General features: G+C 40.8%; 24 protein-coding genes. 11 read left to right on the forward strand and 13 right to left on the reverse strand.

Annotated features, from left to right (window positions below; all coding sequences use genetic code 11):
- Positions 1 to 57 precede the first annotated feature (57 nt).
- A complete protein-coding gene (locus SYJ56_RS21735) occupies positions 58 to 432 on the reverse strand; it encodes a VOC family protein (RefSeq protein WP_323837873.1) in 375 nt (124 codons plus the stop codon).
- Positions 433 to 747: 315 nt separating this feature from the next.
- On the opposite strand from SYJ56_RS21735, the gene SYJ56_RS21740 reads away from it, so the two are divergent.
- The gene (locus SYJ56_RS21740; protein WP_323837875.1) at positions 748 to 1092 is read left to right on the forward strand and encodes a protein-tyrosine-phosphatase; all 345 of its coding nucleotides are present in this window, start codon (positions 748 to 750) and stop codon (positions 1090 to 1092) included.
- A gap of 44 nt (positions 1093 to 1136) precedes the next feature.
- Here the strand turns inward: SYJ56_RS21740 and SYJ56_RS21745 are convergent, their stop codons facing one another.
- Together SYJ56_RS21745 and SYJ56_RS21750 are read right to left on the reverse strand one after the other, a co-directional pair.
- Entirely contained in the window at positions 1137 to 1535 is a 399-nt protein-coding gene (locus SYJ56_RS21745) for a DoxX family protein (protein WP_323837877.1), read from the reverse strand.
- A gap of 474 nt (positions 1536 to 2009) precedes the next feature.
- Positions 2010 to 3155, reverse strand: a complete 1146-nt coding sequence (locus SYJ56_RS21750) for a cystathionine gamma-synthase (protein WP_323837879.1) — start codon at positions 3153 to 3155, stop codon at positions 2010 to 2012.
- 128 nt (positions 3156 to 3283) lie between these two features.
- Here SYJ56_RS21750 and SYJ56_RS21755 point away from each other — a divergent pair, with 128 nt between their 5' ends.
- Entirely contained in the window at positions 3284 to 4000 is a 717-nt protein-coding gene (locus SYJ56_RS21755; protein WP_323837881.1) for a TVP38/TMEM64 family protein, read from the forward strand.
- A 24-nt stretch (positions 4001 to 4024) separates the two neighbouring features.
- On the opposite strand, the gene SYJ56_RS21760 is transcribed toward SYJ56_RS21755, so the two are convergent.
- From SYJ56_RS21760 to SYJ56_RS21800, 10 genes are all read right to left on the reverse strand, one after another.
- Positions 4025 to 4759, reverse strand: a complete 735-nt coding sequence (locus SYJ56_RS21760; RefSeq protein ID WP_323837883.1) for a DUF3667 domain-containing protein — start codon at positions 4757 to 4759, stop codon at positions 4025 to 4027.
- Positions 4760 to 4812: 53 nt separating this feature from the next.
- Positions 4813 to 5061: an FUSC family protein gene (locus SYJ56_RS21765; RefSeq protein ID WP_323837885.1), complete on the reverse strand. Its 249-nt coding sequence runs from the start codon at positions 5059 to 5061 to the stop codon at positions 4813 to 4815.
- A gap of 230 nt (positions 5062 to 5291) precedes the next feature.
- A complete protein-coding gene (locus SYJ56_RS21770) occupies positions 5292 to 5618 on the reverse strand; it encodes a helix-turn-helix domain-containing protein (RefSeq protein WP_323837887.1) in 327 nt (108 codons plus the stop codon).
- Positions 5619 to 5630: 12 nt separating this feature from the next.
- On the reverse strand, positions 5631 to 5963 hold the full coding sequence (locus SYJ56_RS21775) for a type II toxin-antitoxin system RelE/ParE family toxin (RefSeq protein ID WP_323837889.1): 333 nt from the start codon (positions 5961 to 5963) through the stop codon (positions 5631 to 5633).
- A 285-nt stretch (positions 5964 to 6248) separates the two neighbouring features.
- Positions 6249 to 6701 carry a class I SAM-dependent methyltransferase gene (locus tag SYJ56_RS21780; RefSeq protein WP_323837891.1) on the reverse strand — a complete coding sequence of 151 codons (453 nt, stop codon included), beginning with the start codon at positions 6699 to 6701 and terminating at the stop codon, positions 6249 to 6251.
- 35 nt (positions 6702 to 6736) lie between these two features.
- On the reverse strand, positions 6737 to 7114 hold the full coding sequence (locus SYJ56_RS21785; RefSeq protein ID WP_323837893.1) for a pentapeptide repeat-containing protein: 378 nt from the start codon (positions 7112 to 7114) through the stop codon (positions 6737 to 6739).
- 123 nt (positions 7115 to 7237) lie between these two features.
- Complete coding sequence (locus tag SYJ56_RS26000) at positions 7238 to 7378, reverse strand: glycosyl-4,4'-diaponeurosporenoate acyltransferase CrtO family protein (protein WP_416377829.1); 141 nt, start codon at positions 7376 to 7378, stop codon at positions 7238 to 7240.
- A gap of 138 nt (positions 7379 to 7516) precedes the next feature.
- Entirely contained in the window at positions 7517 to 8098 is a 582-nt protein-coding gene (locus tag SYJ56_RS21790) for a hypothetical protein (protein WP_323837895.1), read from the reverse strand.
- Between the two features lie 148 nt (positions 8099 to 8246).
- Positions 8247 to 13268, reverse strand: a complete 5022-nt coding sequence (gene porU2, locus SYJ56_RS21795) for a putative type IX secretion system sortase PorU2 (RefSeq protein ID WP_323837897.1) — start codon at positions 13266 to 13268, stop codon at positions 8247 to 8249.
- A complete protein-coding gene (locus tag SYJ56_RS21800; protein WP_323837939.1) occupies positions 13265 to 14359 on the reverse strand; it encodes a putative type IX sorting system protein PorV2 in 1095 nt (364 codons plus the stop codon). The genes porU2 and SYJ56_RS21800 overlap by 4 nt, the downstream gene beginning before the upstream one ends.
- Before the next feature lie 397 nt (positions 14360 to 14756).
- Here SYJ56_RS21800 and SYJ56_RS21805 point away from each other — a divergent pair, with 397 nt between their 5' ends.
- The 9 genes from SYJ56_RS21805 (at position 14757) to SYJ56_RS21845 (ending at position 23959) form a co-directional block, all read left to right on the forward strand.
- A complete protein-coding gene (locus tag SYJ56_RS21805) occupies positions 14757 to 15086 on the forward strand; it encodes a PadR family transcriptional regulator (RefSeq protein ID WP_323837899.1) in 330 nt (109 codons plus the stop codon).
- A 118-nt stretch (positions 15087 to 15204) separates the two neighbouring features.
- Positions 15205 to 17199: a PspC domain-containing protein gene (locus SYJ56_RS21810; RefSeq protein WP_323837901.1), complete on the forward strand. Its 1995-nt coding sequence runs from the start codon at positions 15205 to 15207 to the stop codon at positions 17197 to 17199.
- A gap of 62 nt (positions 17200 to 17261) precedes the next feature.
- Positions 17262 to 18662: an MBL fold metallo-hydrolase gene (locus SYJ56_RS21815; RefSeq protein WP_323837903.1), complete on the forward strand. Its 1401-nt coding sequence runs from the start codon at positions 17262 to 17264 to the stop codon at positions 18660 to 18662.
- 47 nt (positions 18663 to 18709) lie between these two features.
- Positions 18710 to 19177 carry a carboxypeptidase regulatory-like domain-containing protein gene (locus tag SYJ56_RS21820; protein WP_323837905.1) on the forward strand — a complete coding sequence of 156 codons (468 nt, stop codon included), beginning with the start codon at positions 18710 to 18712 and terminating at the stop codon, positions 19175 to 19177.
- A 418-nt stretch (positions 19178 to 19595) separates the two neighbouring features.
- Complete coding sequence (locus tag SYJ56_RS21825; protein WP_323837907.1) at positions 19596 to 20165, forward strand: RNA polymerase sigma factor; 570 nt, start codon at positions 19596 to 19598, stop codon at positions 20163 to 20165.
- Positions 20158 to 20973, forward strand: a complete 816-nt coding sequence (locus SYJ56_RS21830; protein WP_323837909.1) for a hypothetical protein — start codon at positions 20158 to 20160, stop codon at positions 20971 to 20973. Before SYJ56_RS21825 ends, SYJ56_RS21830 begins: the two co-directional genes overlap by 8 nt.
- Before the next feature lie 32 nt (positions 20974 to 21005).
- A complete protein-coding gene (locus SYJ56_RS21835; protein WP_323837911.1) occupies positions 21006 to 22037 on the forward strand; it encodes a hypothetical protein in 1032 nt (343 codons plus the stop codon).
- Positions 22038 to 22217: 180 nt separating this feature from the next.
- A complete protein-coding gene (locus SYJ56_RS21840) occupies positions 22218 to 23018 on the forward strand; it encodes a hypothetical protein (RefSeq protein WP_323837913.1) in 801 nt (266 codons plus the stop codon).
- 11 nt (positions 23019 to 23029) lie between these two features.
- A complete protein-coding gene (locus SYJ56_RS21845) occupies positions 23030 to 23959 on the forward strand; it encodes a DUF4097 family beta strand repeat-containing protein (protein WP_323837915.1) in 930 nt (309 codons plus the stop codon).
- Positions 23960 to 24492 lie beyond the last annotated feature (533 nt).

The raw sequence follows: 24492 nt of genomic DNA on the forward strand, positions 1-24492 counted from the left end.
TAAAAATTATTTCAAAGTCTTCTTTTCACTGAGCAAAAAGAAGCGAAAGCAATTCTATTATTTCGATGAATGGAAAGCAACTTTATTTCCCTCCGAATCAATGAACTGCCCCATAAATCCATGTTCGCCAAGCGAAGTTTTCGGGATGATGATTTTCCCACCCGCCACTTCAACCCGTGAAAGCGGAATAGTGAGGTCATCTCCACCATTCAAATAAACCAAAGATCCGGTGGCTGATGGCTCTAAACCTGGGCCGAAAGCAATCCCACCCCCTACTCCATTTTCCCAATCGGCGGGAAAGAACGCCATGGTCATACCCATCTCTTCCATAGACATGGTTTCCATCTTGGCATCGAGCACTGTTTCATAAAACAATTTAGCTCTTTCGAAATTTTTCGCTGGAATCTCAAACCAGTTGATTGCATTTTTCATAGTACTGTTTTTTTGGTTAAGTATATGACTCTATGACGAAGCTGATTTTCCAAACAGGGACAAATTTCTTGATATTTTTAATTTATAGGATTCTCATGCTACAATCTCAGCAAGTGGGTCTAAAAATGAATGGGGGTGAAAAGCCAAAAAAATGAGAACGCAAATCCTCTGGGCTGGATTATATAAACGCAACCCTTAATTTCGATTTGATTATTTACCAAAAATTTACAGACAGCGAGATGATCAGCCATGCGAGATTCTCCCGAATCAAGTTCGGGGCAGGCTATCTGACCATTTAAAAACAATTATAAACACATGAAAGAAAGACCCAACATTCTTGTAGTGTGTGGACGCAATAAGCGAAGAAGCAGAACTGCTGAGCACATATTTAAAAACGATCAAAGATTCAGCATTCGTTCTGTTGGACTTAGTCCCAAAAGTGAACGACAAATCAAAGAGCGGGATATTGATTGGGCAGATTTAATATTTGTAATGGAGGATAGTCAAAGCAGACGAATTACTGGTGCCTTTCGACACATGGAACTACCTGAAATTGAAGTTCTGCACATAGAAGATGAGTACGAGTATCTGGATACAGAACTAATTGAAATGTTAACAGACCGGATCAACTCAACGCTCAGAGTTATCTGGGAACTCTAAGAGAAATCAATAGCTAAGAAAAACTGAGCTCCATTAGAATGCAATTAGCCAATCGATTGAAAGCTTTTTAAAGTTGGATTAAGCTTGTGGAAATAGACATAAGAAACCATCAAAATCGCCAAAATAATCAAAGGAAATATTGTCTGGAACCCCATACCATCTACCACATAGTGACTGATGAAGGCAAAAATAAAATCGAAAGTAAATCCTGCATAAGCCCATTCCTTGAGGCCCTTTGGTAATTGTGGAATCATTATAATAAGAGACCCTCCGATTTTGAAAACAACCAAGGTAAGTCCAAAATATGCAGGATATCCCAAATGGTGAATTCCTTCTTTAGCGAGTTCAGTTTGAGAAGTAAGGGCGGGCATCACACCTTCAAAAAGAAAGATTAAGGTAGTGGCAGTCCAGAAAATAATTTTGTCTCTTTTAGTAGCATCCATTTTTTTAGGTGTTATATGATATTCAAATTTCATAAAACTTAAGCTCACCCATGTGGTATAAAAATGACAAAGTCGGGGCGCTTTGCGAAAAGCAGAAGTCAGCTTAGATCCAGCTTCTGGAGAAGCAGGATAACAATCAACAGCAAAACCATTCGTGCGACACGAACGGCGGCGATGAATTAACCTAATTATAAAACATCTGCGAAAATCGGCGTCTTTTTCTGTGAAGATCTGCGGGAAATAATTTAGTTGACTTCAAGAATGTAAATAATATTCAAACCAGATCCAGCTTCTGGAGAAGCAGGATAACAATCAATAGCAAAGCCATTCGTGTGACACGAACGGCGGCGATGGTTTCCACTGATTCTAAACCGTGTCCTCTGTGCTCACCTCCGTGTCCTTCATGGTTAGGATAGACATTAAAAAAAGCCGTCCACAAAACATGAACGGCTCAAATATAATAGATCTGAAATTTTAAATCTTTGAAAGGGCGTTTGCCAGATCGTTCTTTAGATCCTCAGCATCTTCCACCCCTACACTCAATCGTATAAGCGAATCCACCAACCCTACTTTCTCTCGCTCTTCTTTTGGAATACTCGCATGCGTCATGGAAGCTGGATGTCCACAAAGTGACTCTACGCCTCCAAGGGATTCTGCAACCGAAAACAACTGGAAGTTTTCCATCACTTTTCTCGCATCAGACTCTTTATTTCCCACTAGGGTAAAAGAAATCATTCCACCAAAATCACGCATCTGCTTTTTGGCGATCAAATGATTAGGATGATCTTCAAAGCCAGGCCAAAACACCTTTTCTACTTTAGGATGATTTTTCAGGTAAGCAGCTATGGTTTTACCATTCTGAGAATGGCGCTCCATTCTCAAATGAAGGGTTTTGATTCCTCTTAACACCAAGAAACAATCCTGAGGCCCTGGAGTTGCGCCTGAAGCATTTTGGATGAACACCAGCTTTTCTGCCAACTCATCATCATTGACCACCAAGGCTCCCATCACTACGTCTGAGTGCCCGCCAAGGTATTTTGTCACCGAGTGCATTACAAGATCTGCACCCAGATCGAGCGGATTTTGTAGGTATGGAGAAGCAAAGGTATTATCTACAGCCACAAGGATTTTATAGCCTTTACTTAGCTTTGCCACCGCAGCAATATCGATGATATTCATCATAGGATTGGTAGGTGTTTCCACCCAGATCATCCTTGTATTTTCGGTGATATGCTCTGATATGCTTGTCGCATCTGCCATAGGCACAAACTTGAATTTGATGCCATATTTCTCATAGACTTTGGTGAAAAGACGATATGTCCCTCCATAAAGGTCATTGGTACTGATGATCTCATCGCCTGGATTGAATAGCTTGATCACTGCATCGATGGCTCCGAGACCTGAAGAAAAACAAATCCCATGCTTTCCATTCTCCAAAGCCGCCAAGTTATTTTGCAAAGCTGTTCGTGTTGGATTGTGGGTACGGGAATATTCGTAACCCTTATGGTCACCAGGTGACTTTTGCACGTAGGTGGAAGTCTGATAAATCGGAGTCATAATTGCCCCAGTGGCTGGATCAGGCTCTATGCCGGCGTGTATGGCTTTTGTTCCAAATTTCATTCGTAATTGATTTAGATTAATGTGGATTTTAGGAAAAAGAAAATCTATTTAGATTTTCGGGGTGATTTTAGGCTGTGCATGTTAAACTTGCAGACATTTCCAGTGAATCAACATATGATGAATCAAATATGACAAAAAAGGGCAGGATATTCAAAACTATCCGTCGGTACTTCGGTACGCATCCTGCCGGAATTTTTGCATGGCTTTGGGTCACCGCTATGCCATTTGTAGGAAGCGTAATTTTTGCGGCAAATTATAACTTGCTGGATGCGTACAAGCTTCAAACAGGTATGGATTACTTTGCTTATACCACTTTTGGAGCCTTACTGATGGGTTTTGCACTTCTTCCAACCACCCTGATTGCCTTGGCTTCCGGGTTTTATTTTGGCTGGATCTCCTTGCCATTTTTGATTTTAGGCTACTCACTCGCTTCTATTTTGGGATATGGGCTGGGCAAAATGTCTAATATGGGGTTGACAGAAAAGCTGTTTAAAAAGAATCCAAAGTTTCATGCTGCATTGGAGTCACGCAAAGAAAAAGAAGGCTCGTTGGTTTTTTTCGTAAGGATCTCTCCGGTAGTTCCCTTTGCTGTTTCCAACTTCCTGTTTGCCAATTTGAACATCAAACTATGGAAGGTGCTGGTATATGGAGTCCCCGGAATGCTTTCCCGTACAGTACTCGCATTTGCTGCGGGAGTGGCGGCGAGCTCTTATATGGAAGCCAAGCAGTCCATGAATACTCCTCTGCAATGGGGAATTGGATTGACGCTGTTGATTATTGGGGTTGGAGGGATTTATAGCTATGTGAGGAAAAGGCAAGGAAATAAACCAACCCAAACTCCTTAAAACCCCCTATTGTTAGGACTATGTCTATTTTATCACCAAATCAATCAAATAACCTATCAATAATACCGCAATCATAAATGTAATCAAACCTAATATGTAGGAAAAAAGCGCTTTGAAGTAGTTGGCAACTCTCTTTTTATCGAAAAATTGCCCAATTGCCCAGCAACTGTAAACTATAAAAAGCATCCCTCCATAATCTAAAACCTTAAGACTAGTCAACCCTTGAATTGTTCCAAACGCAGCCAGAATAATCATCCCTATTCCCATTACAAAGCATAGAAGAATCAGTATTTCATAGAAGTTATAGCCATATTTTTTAAAAAGTAACTTAGTCCAAAAGGCTATAAATACCCCCATTATCAAATTCCCATAGCCATAGTTATTTTGTAACCATTTAAAAATGACAGTTGCCGTTGTAAAATTGGAATCATCATATTTGATATATCCATCTTCAAAGTGGAAGAATCCTCTTAAAACCGAATAAATCAATGAACTGATTAAGATAAAAATCACCGGTTTTACCAATCGGTTTCTATCTTCAGCAATAAACCTTCTGACAGCTGCCCCAGGTCTGATCAATAATTCCCTGATCGTATATAATATTCCCTTATCAAAGTTTAGAACACCGCTGACCTCTTTGGCTATATATCTCCCATCAATCCGTCGCAATTCTTTGGCATTCCCACAGCTTATGCAATAATTCCCACTGATTTCAAGTTCACACTTTTTACAATATTCTAAAGAATTCTGATTTTTCATTTGGCCAAATCGCGAAGTGTATTTTTCGGCGAAGATAAAGGGATCTGAATGGTTTATTCTAAATTCTTTCCCTTTAAATGCTTCTGCAACTCTGAATTTCTGATCTTGTTCTTTGCCGCAATCGGCAAATAGACCAAAGGAAGAAAAGTCAACAGCCCAAATCCATTTATAACAGTGCTGTAAATTGCAACCCCTATTAGTACACCGATGATGACTGCATCGTAAATCTTTGAGGATTTACTTTTTTTTGCTTCTGCTAGCAATTCTTGGTCTGTTAATGCTTCTAATTTTTCTTGATTCATTTTATGGAATTGATTGTTCAGTTGGACTAAAATCGAATTACAAATTTTACTAATAGAAAGATACAATTACAAATTACACCTAGCTCGACGCCTAGACTACGCTGAGAGGGGGATTTTAAAAAGATTAGCTGTCGGCCACTACCAAGGTTTATCAAATGCACGGACCTATGATTTTTTACTATACCCGCTATTGCCCTTTTAAAATGTTGTGCATTTGGCTTTCTCTTCTGTCAAGCAAGATTAACATAGTTGTCTTCCAGTTTCACATTAAAATTTATCTCTGCTTTTAATGCTTTAAACACTTTCAAAATAGTATCAATTGTCGCACTGTTAGCGCTGCTTTCAAGTTTTGAGATTTGAGCTTTTTGCACTCCTACAAGTTTCCCTAGTTCTTCTTGTGTCAAATTTCTTTCTTGTCTGGCTGCTTTAATCATCTTTCCCAATACGTCCATACGGAGTTCATATTCATATTCGTCACGTTCTTTGGTCCCATCTTTACCAATATACTTGTCTTTCATCTCGGCAAGAGAATAACTTTTTATTTTTCTAGTTGTCATATTGTTTACTTTCTATCTGTTGTTAAAATATTCATTTCTAATTCTCACTGCTCGGTCAATTTCCTTCTTCGGAACTTTGTCAACTTTTTTAATAAGTCCGTGGGTGGCAACAACCAAGGTTGCCTTACTATCGGTCTTGTCCCAAAACGCTAATAGTCTGATTTGAAGCCCAGCGTATTTTGTTCGAAACTCCCAAATATCATTTTGAAGTTTTTTCAAAAGTTTTGGATCGTTGGTTTGTTCAGCAAGGTCAATATTGTAAAATATTTTCTTGATTGTCTTAGAGTCTAGTTGCGAAATGAACTCGTCCGCTTCTTCCAAAAATTTTGTCTCAAAATATCTCATTCAATATTGACATGGTTAACGTCATAAAGATAAATAAAGTTTCCAAAATTAGAAACATATAATTCCTATTGGTTTGAAGATTCATCTATTTTACTAACAGAGTTTAACACCCTGACGATGGGTAAAATAGAACCTTGCTTTGATTTACTCCATCCATACAGATAACCAAACAATGGTTTTTTTTCTTGTAAATAACTTTACCTAACCAAGGTTTTCCATTTTTGTAATAGCATGTATCTTCACTTGGACAGGTTGTAGGTAATTCATTATTAGCTACATTCTATTTCAACTAGAGGTGGTTGACTTATAATCATCAAGTGATATTTCTATCAAGGGATTTCCCCCATCAATAAATAACTTTCCATCTCTTGTCAGTGCTTTGGCAATTTGGGTCAATGCTTGTTTCTCAATTTCGGGATGTCTTCCATCCAATGCCCCTACTCTGACTGCAATGGCAATGTCAAATAGTTGCTCATCAGATCTAAGTTCAAAGTTTTCAATTGCCACTTGCCTAAATGAAAGACGGTCTAATTCTATTTCAGCTTGAGAACTTGCTATGGCTTGCTGAATAGCTTTTGCTGAACGGTCAATAGCAAGGATATGTCCTTTGCTAATTAGTCTTGAGATTTCTCTTGCCATAGCACCCGGTCCACATCCAATTTCCAAAACTCTCGAAGTTTCAGTTAATGGAAGGGCATCCACAATCTCGGTAAGGCGTTTGGACAGTTTACTATCCATAATCAAACAATATCAATTTCGTGCTGATTTGATCTCTACTGATCTAATTTAGAAAACAAACTTTCAATCGAGATCCCATTTATTATCAATCCTTTCACATAACAATCGACAAGCTCTACCTGAGTTAGATTGTAGTTCACAAACCTGCTCTTACTGAGATCACTGTTTTCAAACATCAATGGGCGTTGCTCTAGATTCGCATCATAAGCTGGATGATCCTCTGGAGGCATTCCGATATTTTCAAAAATTGCACCTCCAAGTTGAGCTCCTTCTACGTGTAGGTCACTTAAGTTAGCGTCAGTTATCTTGATTTTCTGCATACTGACATTGGTGAATACCGATTCATCCAACATCATATTGTCCGCAATTATTTCAATGCAGGAATTCTCAAGTTTAAGCTGTTCCTTTTCCATATTTACAAATTGTTAACGTGTAGATTTATAGAGAAGCAATTTAGCTTATTTACGAAAAAGATGCTGTGGGCCAAAAAGCTTGGATTGCTTTGCTTACCCGTGCTCCAATCATTTCCAAATCAATTATTTAGAATAATTTTCAATAATTCTCTTATATCTTATTCTGTTGTATTGCTGTAAAAGGTTCGGGTAATAATTGAATAAAATATTACCTATAAATAAAATAATTGCTGTCCCCGAGCCTGGGTGAGTTTGTAACTTCACCCTAATATCCTTATCAATTTCCAATTGAATGGGATAGAAAGGTGTAATTACAAATTACACCTAGCTTAAAGCCTAGACTACGCTCAGCGGGGGTCCCAACGCCTAGACTACACTCAAAGGTGCTAAAATTTAGCCCAGTTATACTCCTTGATTTAACCAAATACTATCATCCCACAATATTTGATGTCGGTCTATTTCGGATGCTACAATCCTTATTTCTTGTGAGTTTAGAATGTAATTTTGAAATGTGAGGACGATAGTTTCATATTCCTGAAGTTCCTCCTTCTCAACAAAAAATGTCAGATAATAGAATTTTGAAACGTCTTTTTCAATCCAATTTGTAAACCCAAGAAATTGTTCGTTGGGAAGAATTAGTTTCTTCGTTTCACCAGTTGTCCCAGGCATTGCCCAAATTGAAGTATGTGCCCAATTTATATTTCCAGTATACCATTCATTGTTGTTTTGATATTTAACCCTAATTGAAATATCCTTTACATTGAAATTTTTATTGATACATGTGATTGATAATTTTAGAAAGTGCATTGTAGAATGGATAAATTCATCGCCATTTTGAATTTGCCCTTGATTAATCAAATTACTTATTAACCGACCATAAATTTTTGGTTGGGTATATCTATCAACAAGCCACGGAATCCAAGCTAAAGCTCCAATTATTGCCAAAATTAATTCCCAGTTCCAAGTATTTATTGATAGTATCATTTGGCTTTATATTAATTACATACTTATTTACTCTTCCAATAATGCAATATATAGTCCCATTTGGTCAATTATATACACTTTGAGTATTTATTATCTTTCAATTTCACGCCATATTCATTCCCTCCAGCGTCGCTAGAAAGGCTCCCTATCACCTCAACAAATACATCTTCCCATAGCCCTTCTTGAAAGCCTTGTCTCCGGCAGTTGGTCTATGCTCCATAAATTGACCGTTTTTCCGAACCAGCACCCGATAGATATACACTCCGTTTGCCAGCTGATCTCCAAACTCATCCTTGCCATCCCAAGCAAATTCGGTCAGGTTATTCCCGATGCGGATCGGTCCCAATTCATTCTGCAAGATCTCACGGACCACTTTTCCCGTCACGGTCATAATCTGAATCTTGATCTCATCCGGCACTTCCATTCCCGTCACTGTAAAGACAAACCGCACCGCCGTGCTGAAGGGATTTGGATATGGATAGAAATTGGTAATTTGGGATTCATTGATCACCTCGAATGTAATCTCATACGGCTCGGAAGAATCTTCATTCGCTACACGGAGTGTGTAAATCCCATCTTCCAAGGGCCCAGGGATCAGTGAAACCTTGAAATCTTCATCTTCTGAAGCCGGAGTCCATGTCAGGTTTGGATTGGAGAAACTTACCCGCTTGAAGTCGCAGGTTTCACAGTTTTGCTTCAGATAAAGGTCTAATCCTACTGTGTCTTTTTTGTACAATAAAGTCTGGTCGTTTTTCAGGAGAGTCGTAATCAGCACATTTGGAGAGACTATATCCCCGTCCATAATGTAGATTCCGTCAAAATTCACATCCAGTAATGCCGTAGAATTATCTCCTTCTACTACAAAATAAGCACCCATATCCACTTGATTGTTTCGGAACGTCTGCTCCCGCTGTATTCTTGGATTGGCAAAAATCTCCAGTCGGTTTTCACCTGATTTTCCGATGGAATTAAACTCTATTGTAAAGTCAAAAGCTTCCCCAGCTTTTAGCGCCGGGAATTTCTTGGAAAACTCCTCCACCTTTTTGCTTGTCAGGTTGGTCATTTTCCAATCTACCTGAATGGAATCCAGGAAGTTGTATTTGGAAATATTCTTGAACTGCAGCTCCAAAAGTCCAGCTTCTCCTTCCCTGAGATTCACCTGATCCTTGGCTGATTTCAAGATCAAAACCCCTTCTGGTACTCCTGTATAATTGACCTGCCACTTGTCCAGCTGAGCCGGAGCAGTAGACTCAGGATCATTCATGCTGTAGCGCAGTTTCAGGTAAGGATAAGTTTCCGTATTGATAAATGAAAGATCCATTTCCTGATCAAAGGTGTTCCCGATCAGCAGATCTTCTTCACCATTTTCCTTTACTCCGATAATATCAAAGTAGGTTCGCTCCTCTTCATTGATCCAGTTTCTGGAATTCACATGTTGGAAGAATCGCTCCCATGAGGATGCCGGACCAACTCTTGGAGTCAGAATCATTCCAGAAGTCAGGTAGCCTGCAAGCTCGGTGTCAAATGATAAGGTCTGTTGAGATGAAGGCACTTCCATATTCTTATCGCCTACGATCTCAATAGCCTCACCAGGACGCATGCCTTTTCTACCATACAAGATATAAGGATCGCCTGTTTTCAAGGCTCTAAGCGTAGCTTCACTAGCACCAAATTCCTTCAACTTCTCAATGGCGATATCCGGCCAAGCTTCAAATGTGACATTACCCACAGAAAAAATCACCACGTAATCACCCTCCTTTACATTATTTACATAATCCACCAGCATAGTTTGACCCGGTGTGGTGATCCAAGAATTCTGGATGCTTTGGATCATTTGGGGTACCCTTCCACAAGCCCGGGAATCCAGAATATCAAAGCCCGGAACAGGAATCGCCAAGTATGGCATCAGACTCTTTTGCTCAAATGCCACCAAACCCAGCGAGCCATTCGGGCACAGGCGGCTATTGGCATTGTTTACATTATCAATGATTTGAGGAATCTGATCTAGGTAAAATTGTGTATTTCTAAAGGAAAGCGAGTCTACTCCTGCGCCAACGGTGAATACTTCAATATTGGCTTGCACATCCAGGTATTTCCAGCTTCTATCAGCCTCTCCGATCTCCAAGTTTGTCAACTGATCCTCGTCGAGTTGGTAGGTGGTTCGCTGCGTCCAGCCTTCAGGACCGGATGGAATGTAGGAGAAACTAGAGTTGGTCCAAGCATCCGTCTCACCCGGCTTGGCTTCCTGAAATTTTGATCTCCAATAGAATGTCGTACTGTCTGAGAATGCAGCGAGTGACAAAGGCATTTCTGCCAAACCCCGAGTGGTGACACGAAGCTCTTTACGATAAGCAGAATTGAACCCTGCCGCGGTGTCTAACTGAATAATAACTGTACGGTCTTCGGTAGTTTTCCCCGGAACTTGAGCGACCAGTTTTGTGTCGGTGCTATTCACAATCCCATAATCCACAGGGTATAAATTCAGTGTGCCGCTCAGCTGGATAAACTTGGTATAGGTCACCGAATTATTGGCAAAAGTCATTTCCTCCACATCCATAGATGGGTTTACCTCCATGGTAAAGGTATTTTCTCCCGCAGAATTACGGTTGGTATTAGGTATGGTAAAAAAGAGGGAATCAATCCTTGCGACATAGGGAATTTTCACCGGAGGAAAAGACTCCATGGTACCGTCAGCTAATTTTCTGGTCACTTTGTATGTTATGGAATCGGTATCCACCCTACCGAGATTTCGCAAGACAAAACTTAATTTCAAGCTGTCTGAAAGCACGGAAACAGGCACCTCATCAAAACTATCCACGGATACTTCTTCCAGGTTAATGGCATAGTCAGCCTTATCCGCAGGGAAAATCCTCAACCCTGGATCACCATAATTGATCATCTGCTCCATGTGGGAATAGGAAAGCGGGTTGGTACCGAAATCAGCGACATAATCCTCTTCAGCTTCTTGCTTCACTTCCCCTAATGTGCGATAGATCAGTGTGCTGTCACCAAAGGCTTTTTTATAAAACAGATCAGAATACCTACGGAGATAGACATCCACCCCTATCGAAGAGTTGGCCATCACGGATACGGCTCCCTTATCCGGTGTAATCACCCAATCTTCACCCTGGGTATAGCTATTTCCATATGCACTGCCATAGTCGCAGCCATTGAACAGCATAACCGGATACTTCCCTTTATTCTGATAGTTCAGCGTAGGATCGGAGGCAAAACCAATTTCTATGTCTATTACAGTAGGAGCTCCATGCCCAAAAAACGTAAGCATGGATCGGCCTTCATTCAAATCCCCTGCGATATTTATGACTTCAACGGTAGAATTTGATCGCTTTCTATAGGTAGTCACTTTCCCTCCTAGATAAGGGCCTTCGGCAATAGTCTTAAAGCCATTCAGAAAGTTGAAATACCTGTCCAGTTCAAATTCAGACACACCTCCGCTAAGGTGGATCAATTCCTTTTGCCAAGGATCAGAAATTCCTACCGCATCCTTTTCGATCGCTTTGCTCAGATAATCCGCCAGATGCTGGGCATTTCTTGCTGGAATTCTCCCCACTGCCAGCGCAGGAGTCAATGGCTTGGAAGCATCAAGATTCAGTGTATAGATATTGTCGGAAAAAGGAAACCCTCCTGCAGGAATCAAGTCCCGGAAGCTAAAAGCCGCAGGATTGTTTCTGTAATAATAAGTCACTCCGCCTGCACGGGCTGTGGAATACATAGCCAGTGATCTCCCGGCAAAGAGCATATGCGTGGGCTTATGTACTGGATAGTACGCTCTCAAAAATTCATAAATAGCTACTGGAGAATATTCTCCATAAGCGAATTGATTGTACAAATCCTCAACTTTCACAGTAAGCGTATCGAACCCTCCACCTGCCGGAGAAGCTCTGTGCTCGGCATAGGCTTTTAGCGGATTGTCAAATTGGGTGGTAGGCTGTTCCAATGCATGATGACCTACTAAGATATAGTTGGCAGGCTGTGCCAGGTAATTTCTGAATTTCACCCGTTCTAGTGAGGTAACTTCAGTGATATTCTCTTCATTTTGCACCCAAACACGGCTCGAATCATTTGGAACAGAAGCTCTGAAGGCTAGGGTTTGAGCATCGGCAGATAGCTGCACTTTCTCAGGATTTATTGGATCTGAAATCTCCAAAGCTGAATACGTACCCGAAAGTTGTGAGAGTTGAATCCGCTGATTTCCCTCAAGGGAAATAAAAAGCTCAGAAGCGAAATCTCCAGTGCTCACAGTATTTTGATAGGTGATCTTAGCGAAAGCAACAGATATATTATCTACAGATTCTGCTCCTGCTGATTCAAATGAAATTACTACGCTTCCATCCGAGTTGAAATCAGACATCGCCAGGTCAATCGATTGCTGAGGATAATCAAATCCGGAAAAATTCACTGTTGTTAGTAATCGCTGTGCGGTGGCATTTGGGCCAGCGTAGATTCTTGTGGTATGGGCATTTTCTGACCTTCCAACCAGCCCAAATTCCAATTTTGCCGATCCAGAATTCGCCATCGTCCCCAACTGGTCCAAGGTAATTCGACGGGTATTGCCCTTGGTAATCACCGAAGACATCCAGCCTTGTCCCAGATCAAACTTGGATAATCTAAAACCCAAGGCATATCCAATCCCAAGTGAGTATTGCTCACCCAATGCAAGTAAATTTTCCGAGGAATAGCTAGTTGCCAGCGGCAAAGCCACTTCTGGCGCAGACCGGAGATTCATTCGCTTTCCGTTCTGACCGCTTGTTATGGTGAGGAAAAAAGCGGTGGTGTCAGAAGTGGTGTTAAAGTATGGATTCGGAATCTTTTCAAAATCAGAATAAAGTAATTTATCCAAAGTCCCATCATTTCTCATTCCATAGAAATCGATGTAATCGCCCGTATCAAAATTCCCGTCATTTTCTCCTTCAATATGAATCGCTACTTCTTCTCCACGATGATAGAGCCTGATATTTCTCGGATCCAATCCACTCAGACTGATTCCTGAGCTACTCAATGTTGCTGCTGTGATGCGGTGAATTCCATCTGTAGCTGTAGGGATTTTGTAGTATGTCTGGTCATAATTATACCAAACAGGTTGCTGAGCTTGAGCAAACTCGGAAAGCATAAAAAATACCAGAAAAACGAAGAGTAGTTTTTTTATCATTTGTCTGTCCAGCTTTTAAATTTCCTGAAATCAGGATCCATTTTCTCCAAACTCACTTTTACACTAAATACATGGGAATAAGGCGTCTCGGACACATTTCCAATATCTGAAAGAGCATAATCAATCTGAAATCGCTCGCTGATGAAAACACCAATTCCCATACTAGGCTGCATATTCAAACTTTCATTACCCTGAAAATCCTTGATATACTGGAAGTTTCCGACACCAGCACGGAGAAAGGCTATATCATGAAAACCAGCCTCCAATCCAAACCGGGGATCAATACTCAGCAAAGATGTGCTGATCACTGTATTTCTCTGCCCATCAAAAGTCATATCCAAATCCATTGTGGTCAGTAAACTGAATTGGTTTCCAATCTTCCAGTTGTAAGCCACACTGGATATCGCACGAGGTAAAGTCAGTTCTACCGAATTGACCGGAATCTCATTATCTGTCTGTGAATAAATCTCCCTGACTAGCTCCGCATTATGTGACCAAGCATTGAAAGTTGTGGTAATATCACGCACCATCAGTCCAAGGGTCAGCTTATCCTTCACGTAGATTCCTCCTACATCCAGTCCAAATCCCCAAGCCTGAGCAAATTTCCCGACATTCCTATGGATGACTTTGGCATTCATTCCCACTTTGAATTTGTCTGAAAGGTCTCTCGCATAGCTAAGCAGCAAAGCATAGTCAGCTGCATTGAAAAACTGAATGTTATTATAATTCAAAGCGCCATTAGCATCGTAAAGAAATCGCGTATCGGGAATATCATCTACACCGAATCGAATAAGCGAAACGGCCACTTGGCTTTGATCTTTGACAGGCGTGGAAAAACTCAGGTAATCGTATTGTGCCACCCCGGCAAAATATTCTGAGTGCATCAAGCTGAATTCATATTTATGCTGGATTCCCATCAGCGCTGCCGGATTCCAATAGGCCGCTGTCACATCCCTTACGGCAGAGACCTGCGCACCGCCCATGCCCAGCGCTCTTGCTCCTACCCCAATACTTAGAAATTCATTGGAATATTTGGGAGCCAAATCCTGTGAAAACAGGTCAGTATGACCCGCCCAAAATGATAATAGTATGACCCAGAAAAAAAATTGACCCTTAATTTTATATTTCACATTCTAAAATAAACGATTTTATTAATCCTATTTCAATTCATACTAAAATTCCTCAAAATCAGTTAAGCTCCTGTCCGCCTCCGTACATAAATATGTTCAATAAGTTAACATTTTATTAAAACCATACTTGCAGTATTTTTTCAGAAATTATTTTTTCAAACAGCTACTGGAAAACCAGAATCACCGATTAGATCAACTGAAGCAGTTTTTTATACATATTTTACTATACCTACTACCTGTTTATCACAAGGAATTAGGTTATACAAGGTAGCTTAGAAAAGATTGGTATAATTTTTCTCCCATAGGAAGGGACGGGAGTATGGATTTCCCGAAACATTGACACATAATCACCTAACTAATGAATGTCGCCAACACACAGATCCAAATGCGCAAAGGACTCTTAGAGTTTTGCGTGTTGCACATCATCTCCCGAGGCGAGGTTTATACTTCAGATCTGATAGAAGAGCTGACCCTGGCTCAAATGATCGTAGTGGAAGGTACGCTGTATCCACTTCTCAATCGACTGAAGTCTGCCTCATTGGTAGAATATCGCTGGGTAGAATCCGAATCAGGACCGCCAAGGAAATACTACTCAATCACAGAAGAAGGACGGGCCTTTTTAGGCACACTTTCTAAAACCTGGGATTCACTAGTCAATTCCACCCTCCTAATCACCTCAAAGAATTGATCATGAAATCGAGCATGTTACAGGCAACACACGTAGGGAAGATCATCCGTAATGCGAGATTCTCCCGAATCAAGTTCGGGACAGGCTATCTGACCTTTGAAAAGCAAATTATAAACAGATGAAAAAGACGATAAGTATAAACATCAGTGGGATTCTTTTCCACATCGAAGAAGACGGTTACGATACGCTCCGTAAGTACTTGGATGCGATCAATCGCCACTTTTCTTCTTATAAAGACAATCAGGAGATTATATCTGATATTGAAAATCGTATTGCTGAGATTTTTCTAAGCAACCTAAAAAACAATAAGCAGGTAATCACCGCAGAAAACGTCGATAAACTCATCGAGAAAATGGGCACCATTGCGGATTTTGCTTCTGTAGAAGAAGAGAAAGCTGACTTAGATCCAGAAGAAGAAAACGATGCGAATGATCAGGATTTCTATAAGTATGTAACACCGCCAGATGCGGATAAAAAAGGCTATAAGAAGCTGGTTCGTCTCGAAAACAGAAAGATTCTAGGTGGTGTGTGCGCAGGAATGGCTCATTACTTTTCCATTGATCCGCTGTGGACCAGACTGATCGCTATCCTCCTGCTCTTTAGCGGTAATCTGCGTTTCAATTTGGGGTTTCTGGACATCCTTCCCTTTGATGACTTCAGACTCAACCTTAGTTTTGGGATTTTTGCTGCTATAGCCTACATCGTACTCTGGATCATATTGCCTGTTTCGTATGAAATCGAAGAAGACAAAAACATCAAGAAGCTCTACCGAAACCCTGATGACAAGGTAATAGGAGGTGTAGCCAGTGGATTGGCAGCCTATTTTGGAGTAGAGGTGATTTATACCCGATTGGCCTTGGTGTTTTTGATACTTGCCGGTGGATCTGGTTTCCTCATTTACCTTATTCTATGGATTATCACTCCCGTGGCAAGTTCCATTACAGAACGTATCCGCATGAAAGGTGGAGAGATCACCTTGGATAATATTGACTACACAATAAAGGAAAATATCAATCCTATGCCCAAGGCTCCTGAGTCAAAAACCAGACAAATTCTTTTGACTCCATTCAGAATAATTGGACAGGTAATCGAGGCTATCGGAAGTGCTTTGGGTCCTTTGGGGATTTTCTTCTTAAATGTGATCCGTGTAATCTTTGGTTTGTTTGTATTCTTTCTCGGCTTAGGACTGACCATCGCTCCGATATTTAGCCTCGCAGTTTACATGGGTATATTTACCAATGATGACTACAGAGTCTTGATGGACAATTTTCCAGTAGAGTTATTCTCCAATCTTGTTCCGCTTTGGCTGGTAATTGGTGCATCTTTCTTATTGATTATCCCAGGAATCATCATCATCCTGTTAGGACTTAGTGTGTTGATGCAAAAGAACCTGATAGGAGCAAGATTCGGTTTTGTAGCTCTTGGCTTATGGCTACTTTGTGTGGGAATCTGTGCATTCCAGATCCCATTGATCGTAGCACAGTTTAAAGAGGAAAACTGGCATAAAATCGAGAATAATGTCCCAGTGACCGAAGGCATTATGATCCTCCGATTGAACCCTATAGGAGAAGAATCTACCTTCAATATTGTGAATCTAAAGATTGAAGGCACTGCTGATAGCTTGGTGACACTTCGGGAAGATTTCTTCTCAAGAGGAAAAACCAAGGAAGAAGCAATGAACAATGCTAAAATGATTGGTTATAACTACGCTGTATTGGATTCCATCATCACCTTTGACGAAGGATACGATATCTCAAATTTGGAAACGTTCCGTGACCAAAAGCTGAACTTGATCCTTGAGATTCCTTACGAAAAACCCTTCATTATGGAACGATCAGTTCTCGAAATCCTAAGAAACACAATCTATAGAAATGGATTTAAATCCAGTGATGTTTCTCAAAACACGATCTGGACGTTTAACCAGCAAGGCTTGGTGTGTCTGACTTGCAAAGAGGAAGTGAAACAAGACGAAGATGAAAATTCAGAAGGAGTTAATTTCGAAGTTGAGGAGCCAGATACCGGAGAATATAATCGTGAGCAACTCGATAGTATCAGCAGGGCGAAATTTAATCAATCCAACATCCCTGCAGATAGCAGTAGTATAATTGACTAAGCTTAGAGGCATCCAAACGGGTGCCTCTTTTTTTGTATCTTTTGGACTAAACCCAAAAGAAAATGAATGTAAGTGTAAAATTTTTAGGAGCAGCAGGCACAGTGACCGGTTCCCGTTATTTATTGGATCTCGGAGACTTTGAATTCCTAGTGGATTGTGGACTCTTTCAGGGGCGAAAAGAACTGCGTCGCAGAAACTGGGACAAATTCCCCATGAATGTTACAGAAATGGAAGCCATAGTGCTTACCCATGCCCACATGGACCATATTGGATACTTACCAAGGCTGGTTAAGAATGGTTTCTCAGGCCCAATCTACTGCACAGCTGTAACTGCCGAACTTGCAAAAATCCTGCTTCTAGACTCTGGAAAGCTACAGGAAGAGGAAGCTGAGTACGCAAGAAAGAAGGGATATTCCAAGCATGAAAATCCAGAGGCACTATATACTGTTGAAGATGCTGAAGCTGTATTTCCACTTTTGGTTCCCAAGGACTTCAAAAAGCCTTTTTCCATACACCCTTCCGTAGAAGTCACCTATTACCATGCTGGCCATATACTTGGCGCGGCTATTACCAAGATTGCCATCAAAGGGGATACCCAAACCAAGAAGCTAGTTTTCTCAGGAGATTTAGGAAGATACCATGACCCTTTGCTATACCCTCCAACCCTAATTCCTGAAGCAGATGCAGTATGGATAGAGTCCACTTATGGAGATCGTGTTTCCGCCCCTGTCAAGCCAGAAGACGAACTTGCTAGTGCTATAAATGATGTGTTTGACCGTGATGGATTAGTGATTATTCCTTCATTTGCGGTGGGACGTACGCAACTTGTGATGTTCTATCTGTATCAGTTGCTGAAAAAAGGAAAAATTCCTAATGTGCCTATATACCTCGATTCTCCGATGGCTATCAATGTGTCTAATTTGTATAAAGAATTTCACCAAGATCATCAATTGACAGCAGTCTTGGATGACACAAATCAGCATCCATTTCAGCATACTCAACTTCATTATTACAGAAAACAAGAGCAATCACGCACCCTCAATGATCTCCGGGGAAAAGCAATTATCATCTCTGCTAGTGGAATGGCGACGGGGGGAAGGGTGTTGCACCATTTATACCATCACCTACCAAATGAAAAGAATGGAGTCATTTTCGTAGGCTATCAGGCAGAAGGCACCCGTGGAAGACGGCTTGTGAATGGAGAACCTGAGATAAGAATTTACGGGCAGGGGGTTCCAGTGAAGGCAAAAATCTTTAGTGTAGAAGGGCTTTCTGCACATGCTGATCAAAATGAATTGATGGAATGGGCAGAGGGATTTAGCCAAATACCAAAAATCGCATTTATTGTTCACGGTGAAGAAAAGAGTGCGTCTGTCCTTGCTCAAAAACTAAAAGAGGAATTAGGGTGGAATACTATCATCCCAAATTATTTGGAATCATTTATGCTGTTTGAGGGAATTTGATAAGCTAGAGTATTTACTCATGCACTAACCCATTAATCCATCAACTCATGAACCAACTAGTAAAATTGCTTTTCGCTTCTGCATTTACCTTAATGCTTTTCCAATGTGCACCATATCAGCCTGAAGGCCAGGGTGTGGTAGGAAAGGTCACATGGCTGGAAGGCAACCAGATGCCTATGATAGCGGAGGAAGGCAAGAAGAATAAGAGGACAACTATAGGCGAGCCAGTGAAAAGAACAGTGCGTGTCTATCCATTAATGAAAATCTCTGATGTGACCTTAGAAGATGGACTTTTCAAATCTGTGGCTGCCAAACCCATCACCGAAATCGAAACTGACGAAAACGGACGATACTCTGTCAATCTCAGCCCTGGTAGATATTCCATTCTGACCGTAGAGGAAGGCGGGCTTTTCGCCAGCATATTTGACGGAGATGGCAATATCCAGCCAGTTACGGTAAAAGAAAATGAATGGACATTGCTTGATGTAGTGGTGAATTATAAGGCGGCGTACTAATTCAGAAGAATTCGAAATTTTAATTCAATCAAATTAATGATCCTGAAAGGATCAAACCATGAATAACCATGGGTGCAACCCGTGGAAATAAGAACAAAAATCAGGTTCCCAACCTTGAAAGGGTTGAACCAAATAGTTCGACAGCTTTCAAATATATTGATTCAAAGAGGACAGAAAGGTCTCCGCATGATGATAATTTGATCATGCGGAGACCTTTACATTTTAATCCTTAATTTTGATACAATAAAAATGAATATAAAACGTGCTGTTAAATTTCCCGTAAATCACTTATTTCAAGTCATTTACGATTGACAAAAGTCCAGAGCATCTCAGTAAGTAAAAAATATTAACTTTTTTTCACTAACCCACGCAACCATTTTTTCAGTACGGGCATCTACCTAATTGAAAGCTAAATCGAATGTTCAGCAGAGTCAATTTTTCAACCGAATCAGGATTAATACAAGGATGCCTCCAAGGCGACCGAATGGCGCAGCGCCACTTGTATGATCAGTACTCGGGGAAATTTTTGGCCATCTGCATCCGATACTTAAAAGATCGGGAACATGCCGAAGATGTGATGATAGAAGGCTTTATGAAAATCTTCGAAAAACTATCTCAGTTTCAGTCAAAAGGGAGTTTCGAAGGCTGGATGAAAAGGATCATCGTCACGCAAGCACTTATGACGCTGAGAAGTCACCGTCATCTCATGATGGAGATCAATATGGAAAATGATTCGGAATATCAGGATCACAACTACGAACTCAATCACATGGAAACTGAAGATCTGATGAGAATGGTAGAAAACCTCCCGGTAGGATATCGGACAGTATTCAACCTCTACGCAATCGAAGGTTTCTCTCACCAAGAGATTGGAGCTCTCTTGGGAATAAGCGAAAGCACTTCAAAGTCTCAGCTCAATCGGGCAAGAAATACATTGAAGGAAAAAATTGCCAGTCAAACACCAAAAGAAAGGACAATCAATGGCTAAGGAAAAAAATAACCTGGATCAGTTTTTCAAAGAAAAACTCGAAAACCATACAGAAAGACCAAGCAAACTTGCCTGGGAAAGACTGGAGTCTCAGCTTCCTCAGAAATCAAAATCCTACAAAGGAATTTGGTGGGCAGCTGCTGCCTCACTGACTATCCTTTTCACAGTTGGCTACTTGGTATTGCGAGAAGGAGATGTATCCGTAGAAAAGCCTATGTTGGCTGATAGTCAGACGGAAGAAATAATTGACTCTCCAACTCAGACTGAAACTCAACCCGAAATCAATACACCAGAAGAAACTGATAATAAACAAACCGGTACAGAAAATCAGCAGGCTGCTGAGGAATTAAAAACTACGCCAACTACTACCACAAAACCTAAAGCAAAGCCTGCTGATTCTTCTTCTAAAACGCAGAAATCTCAGCAAACTACTCCTCAAAATCTGATTGCTTTGGAAGAGAAAAAAGAGGAAGCAAATCCTGTAGTGCTAGCGAAAGAAGAAGCTCCAAAAATCACCTTGGAAACTCCTGAAATCGCACAAGCGGAACTCCCTACTTTAAATTTGGAAAATGCAGTCGCAGAAGTAAATGAGCCTGCTGAGGAAGAGCCTACTTATCGAGTGAAAATTTATTCAAACGGACTGACTGAGGAGCCTAAAGATAAAAACCTATTAGCCGAGATCGGCAAAACTGTCAACGAAGTGGAGGGCTTATTAGGCAAAGTAGATCAGGGATTTGCAGACCTGCAGGATGCAAAAGACAATCTGTTCGCCTCGATCACAACCCGCAAAACCAAAGCAGAAAAGTAAACTTCACCAACTAGCATTAATCGAAACTTAACATGAATAAATACCTTCTATTATTTTGTTTGATGGCAATCGTGCAAATGGGATTTGCCGGAACTGTGCCATCAATAGACCACAAAGTTGCAAGTGACAGCGTCGTGGTAGAATTCGGGAAATCCGGAAGAATCGTCATCATCGTAGACAGCAAAGAAGACTTTGAAAAGCTCAAGCTGATGAATATCAATCAGATCATCAGAGAGTTGGACTTGGAAGAAGATGAAGAAAGCGGAGAAACTACCATCGTGGAAATCAAGAAAAAAGATGGCACCTCTAGGCAAGTAGTAAAGGTGACAGAAGATGGAACTGAGACTGAAGTCTATATAGGAAATATGAGACTTTTGGTAGATGAAACAGGAGAAAACACCAAAGTACGCTTTGAGCCAGGCTTGAAAAGAAAAAGTGACCCTCCGTTCAGAACCTATTTTAACCTGGATCTGGGTGTAAACAATTACCTGGAAGATGGCAAATTCCCAACCTCTGATAAGCCATATGCTGTAAAAGGCTGGGGTAGCTGGAATGTAGGAATCAATTGGATGGCTGCACAGCGAATTTCTAAAGGATTCTACTGGGACTTCGGCTTGGGATTTCAGTTCTACAACTTCAAGTTTGAAAACAGAGACTTTCAGGCTATACGAGGCGATGAATCGATTGACTTCATCCAAAGAACAGATATAGATGGATTCAAGAGCAAAATTTCTGCTTCCTACCTCACTGCTATGACAATGCTGGAATTGGATTTTGGCAAAATGAATGACAATGGCAGAAGAGGTGTACGAATTGCCGCAGGACCTTATGCAGGATACAGACTTGGAGGTCAATCAAAATATGTCTACAAGGAATTGGAAGGTTCAGGCCGTAGCAAAGACAAGCAAGATACTGGCCTTTACCTCCAGAACTTCAGATATGGTATACGGGGAGAACTTGGAATAGGAAGAGTCAAATTCTTCACCACTTACGACCTGAATGAATTATTTCAAGAAGGCAAAGGTCCAGAACTTAACCCTATCACTTTTGGAATAGTATTTTAATCAAAAGGGCTTAAAAAGCCCTTTTCCTAAACTTTTAAAAAAATGAAAACTACCCTACTACCACTACTATTATTTATCCTTACGCTAACCCATGCCTTTGCTCAGGACAAGCCCGACACGGTGATTTACACTAAAAGTAAAGTCATCAAAGTTTTTGNCTTTTCCTAAACTTTTAAAAAAATGAAAACTACCCTACTACCACTACTATTATTTATCCTTACGCTAACCCATGCCTTTGCTCAGGACAAGCCCGACACGGTGATTTACACTAAAAGTAAAGTCATCAAAGTTTTTGGAAACACTTGGACTTATCAGCAGAAAGAAGATGGAAAATGGATTCTTGACGTCCAAGAGAATGATGAAGTGAAAATCAGTGATATTCATAAAAGAAGTCGATTTACAGCTGATTTGGACACCGAACTAGGAATCAATCAGGTAACTCCTACTGACAGAATGCCAACAGTGAAGCCATGGGGATCTTGGTACTATGCTATCAATATCTTGGGAACCACCAGAGTTTCCAAAAATTTCCACCTATATTCTTCCTTAGGAGTTAACTGGTACAATTTCAAACTGGAGGACAGAAGCCTAATAGCGGTAAAAAATCCAGATGGTATAGATTGGGTAGAATTTGCCGGGCCTGGCACTGGTACTAAATCCAAAATTTCAGCTTCCTATCTCAATTTCACGCTAGTGCCTACCCTACTTTCCAATAATCAAAAACTACGACTTGGGCTGGGTGGATATGCAGGTGTAAGAATCGGAGGAAGAGGCAAATATGTATATGACGATGAAAATGGCAAAAAACAAAAGCAATTTGAAAAGTCTAACATGTACGTAGAAAACTTCCGCTATGGAGCACGTGCAGAAATAGGTGTAAGCGATGTCACGCTATTCTTTAACTATGATTTAAATAACCTTTTCCAAGAAAACCTAGGCCCAGAAGTTCAAGCACTGAGCTTCGGAGTTGCTATCAGATAAACATCAGAACTATGAAAAAATACTTTAAATTATCAAGCTTGGCTTTAGCCATGATGCTGATCTCAGTTGTCAGCTTTGCGCAGAATGTATTGGTAGATGCCAATAAAAACTATCCTAACATCAAAGCCATCGAAGTAAGCGGTGGCTGGCTGGATGTCTCCTATATGGGAGGATCAGGTTCTGATGTCAATGTGGAAGCCTATCTGGAATCAAACGATGATAACCAGGATATCATTTTCGTGACTATAGGTGATGTGTTGAAAATCTCCTACGAACAAAGCTCCAGAAATTCATCTTGGGGAAATAACCGAAACAAGGGCTATATCAAAATCACAGGACCGATGAATATAGATCTAAACATGAAAAACTCCTCAGGAACCCTCACAGTAGATAAAGTAATTGGTGATAAGACCGACTTGAGAGTTTCTTCAGGTAAAATCACAGCAACAAATATCTCGGGGGATTTAGCTATCAAAGCAAGTTCAGGTTCACTTTATATAGATAAAGTATCAGGGGATATTGATGCAGGGGTAACTTCAGGAAATGCGGAAATCAGCAATGTGGGCGGCAGCGTGGACTACCAATCCACCAGTGGCTCTTTGACAGCAGACCGAGTGAAAGGCGAGCTAAGCCTGGCGCTAACCTCTGGAAATGCTAAGTTGAGTAACATTGGATCTTTAGGCTCTATGAAATTTACTTCTGGAAACATTCGGGCTACAAACGCTGGATTAAGTGGTAATACCAATTTCAACGGTACTTCAGGGAATTTCAAAATACAAACCCCTTCAAACTTGAAAGATTATAACTTTTCCTTGAAAGCCTCTTCGGGCAATCTAAGAGTGGGAGGAATCAATACGGGTAAAAACCTTGAAATTGACAACGACGCGTCCGCATGGGTGAAAGGATCCATTTCATCAGGTAACATCACGATTGAAAATTAATTAGCTATGATTATCTTAAAAGGCCAATCTGTATGGGTTGGCTTTTTTCGTGGAAAATTTTAACAGCAGGGTGCACGGAGGTTTTCGCTAAGAGCACTGGGATTATTGCGGTCAGAAAAATTGGGCTGAAAGCCCCATATATCAAAGCCCGGCCTATTAGGGCCGGGTTGGGAAATTCCGAATGTTAAACCCGCATTCTAAGACTTGCGAAAAGTAACGTAGAGCGGCTAACTGCAGGAGAAGTTAGATGGAATTATGCATTAGCAAATCTACTACGGCTTCAAACCGCCTCAAAATCAGTCGCTATGCTTCACTTTTCGCTCCTGCCTTTGCCGGCAGGCTCCCGGTCCCGTTCGTACGGGACGACTCGATCTACAAAGTGACTGATTTCCTTGCAGTTTGAACCCTCGCTACAAAGCCTAATGCATAGTCCGGGTTAAAAAAAAGCTCTGAAAGAGCGAAATAACTTCTGTATGTATTATTGCGCTCCTTCAGAGCTATAAATTACTATCAATTTCAGCCCAGCCCTTCGA

The sequence above is a fragment of the Algoriphagus aurantiacus genome, from assembly GCF_035156405.1.
GTDB lineage: Bacteria > Bacteroidota > Bacteroidia > Cytophagales > Cyclobacteriaceae > Algoriphagus > Algoriphagus aurantiacus.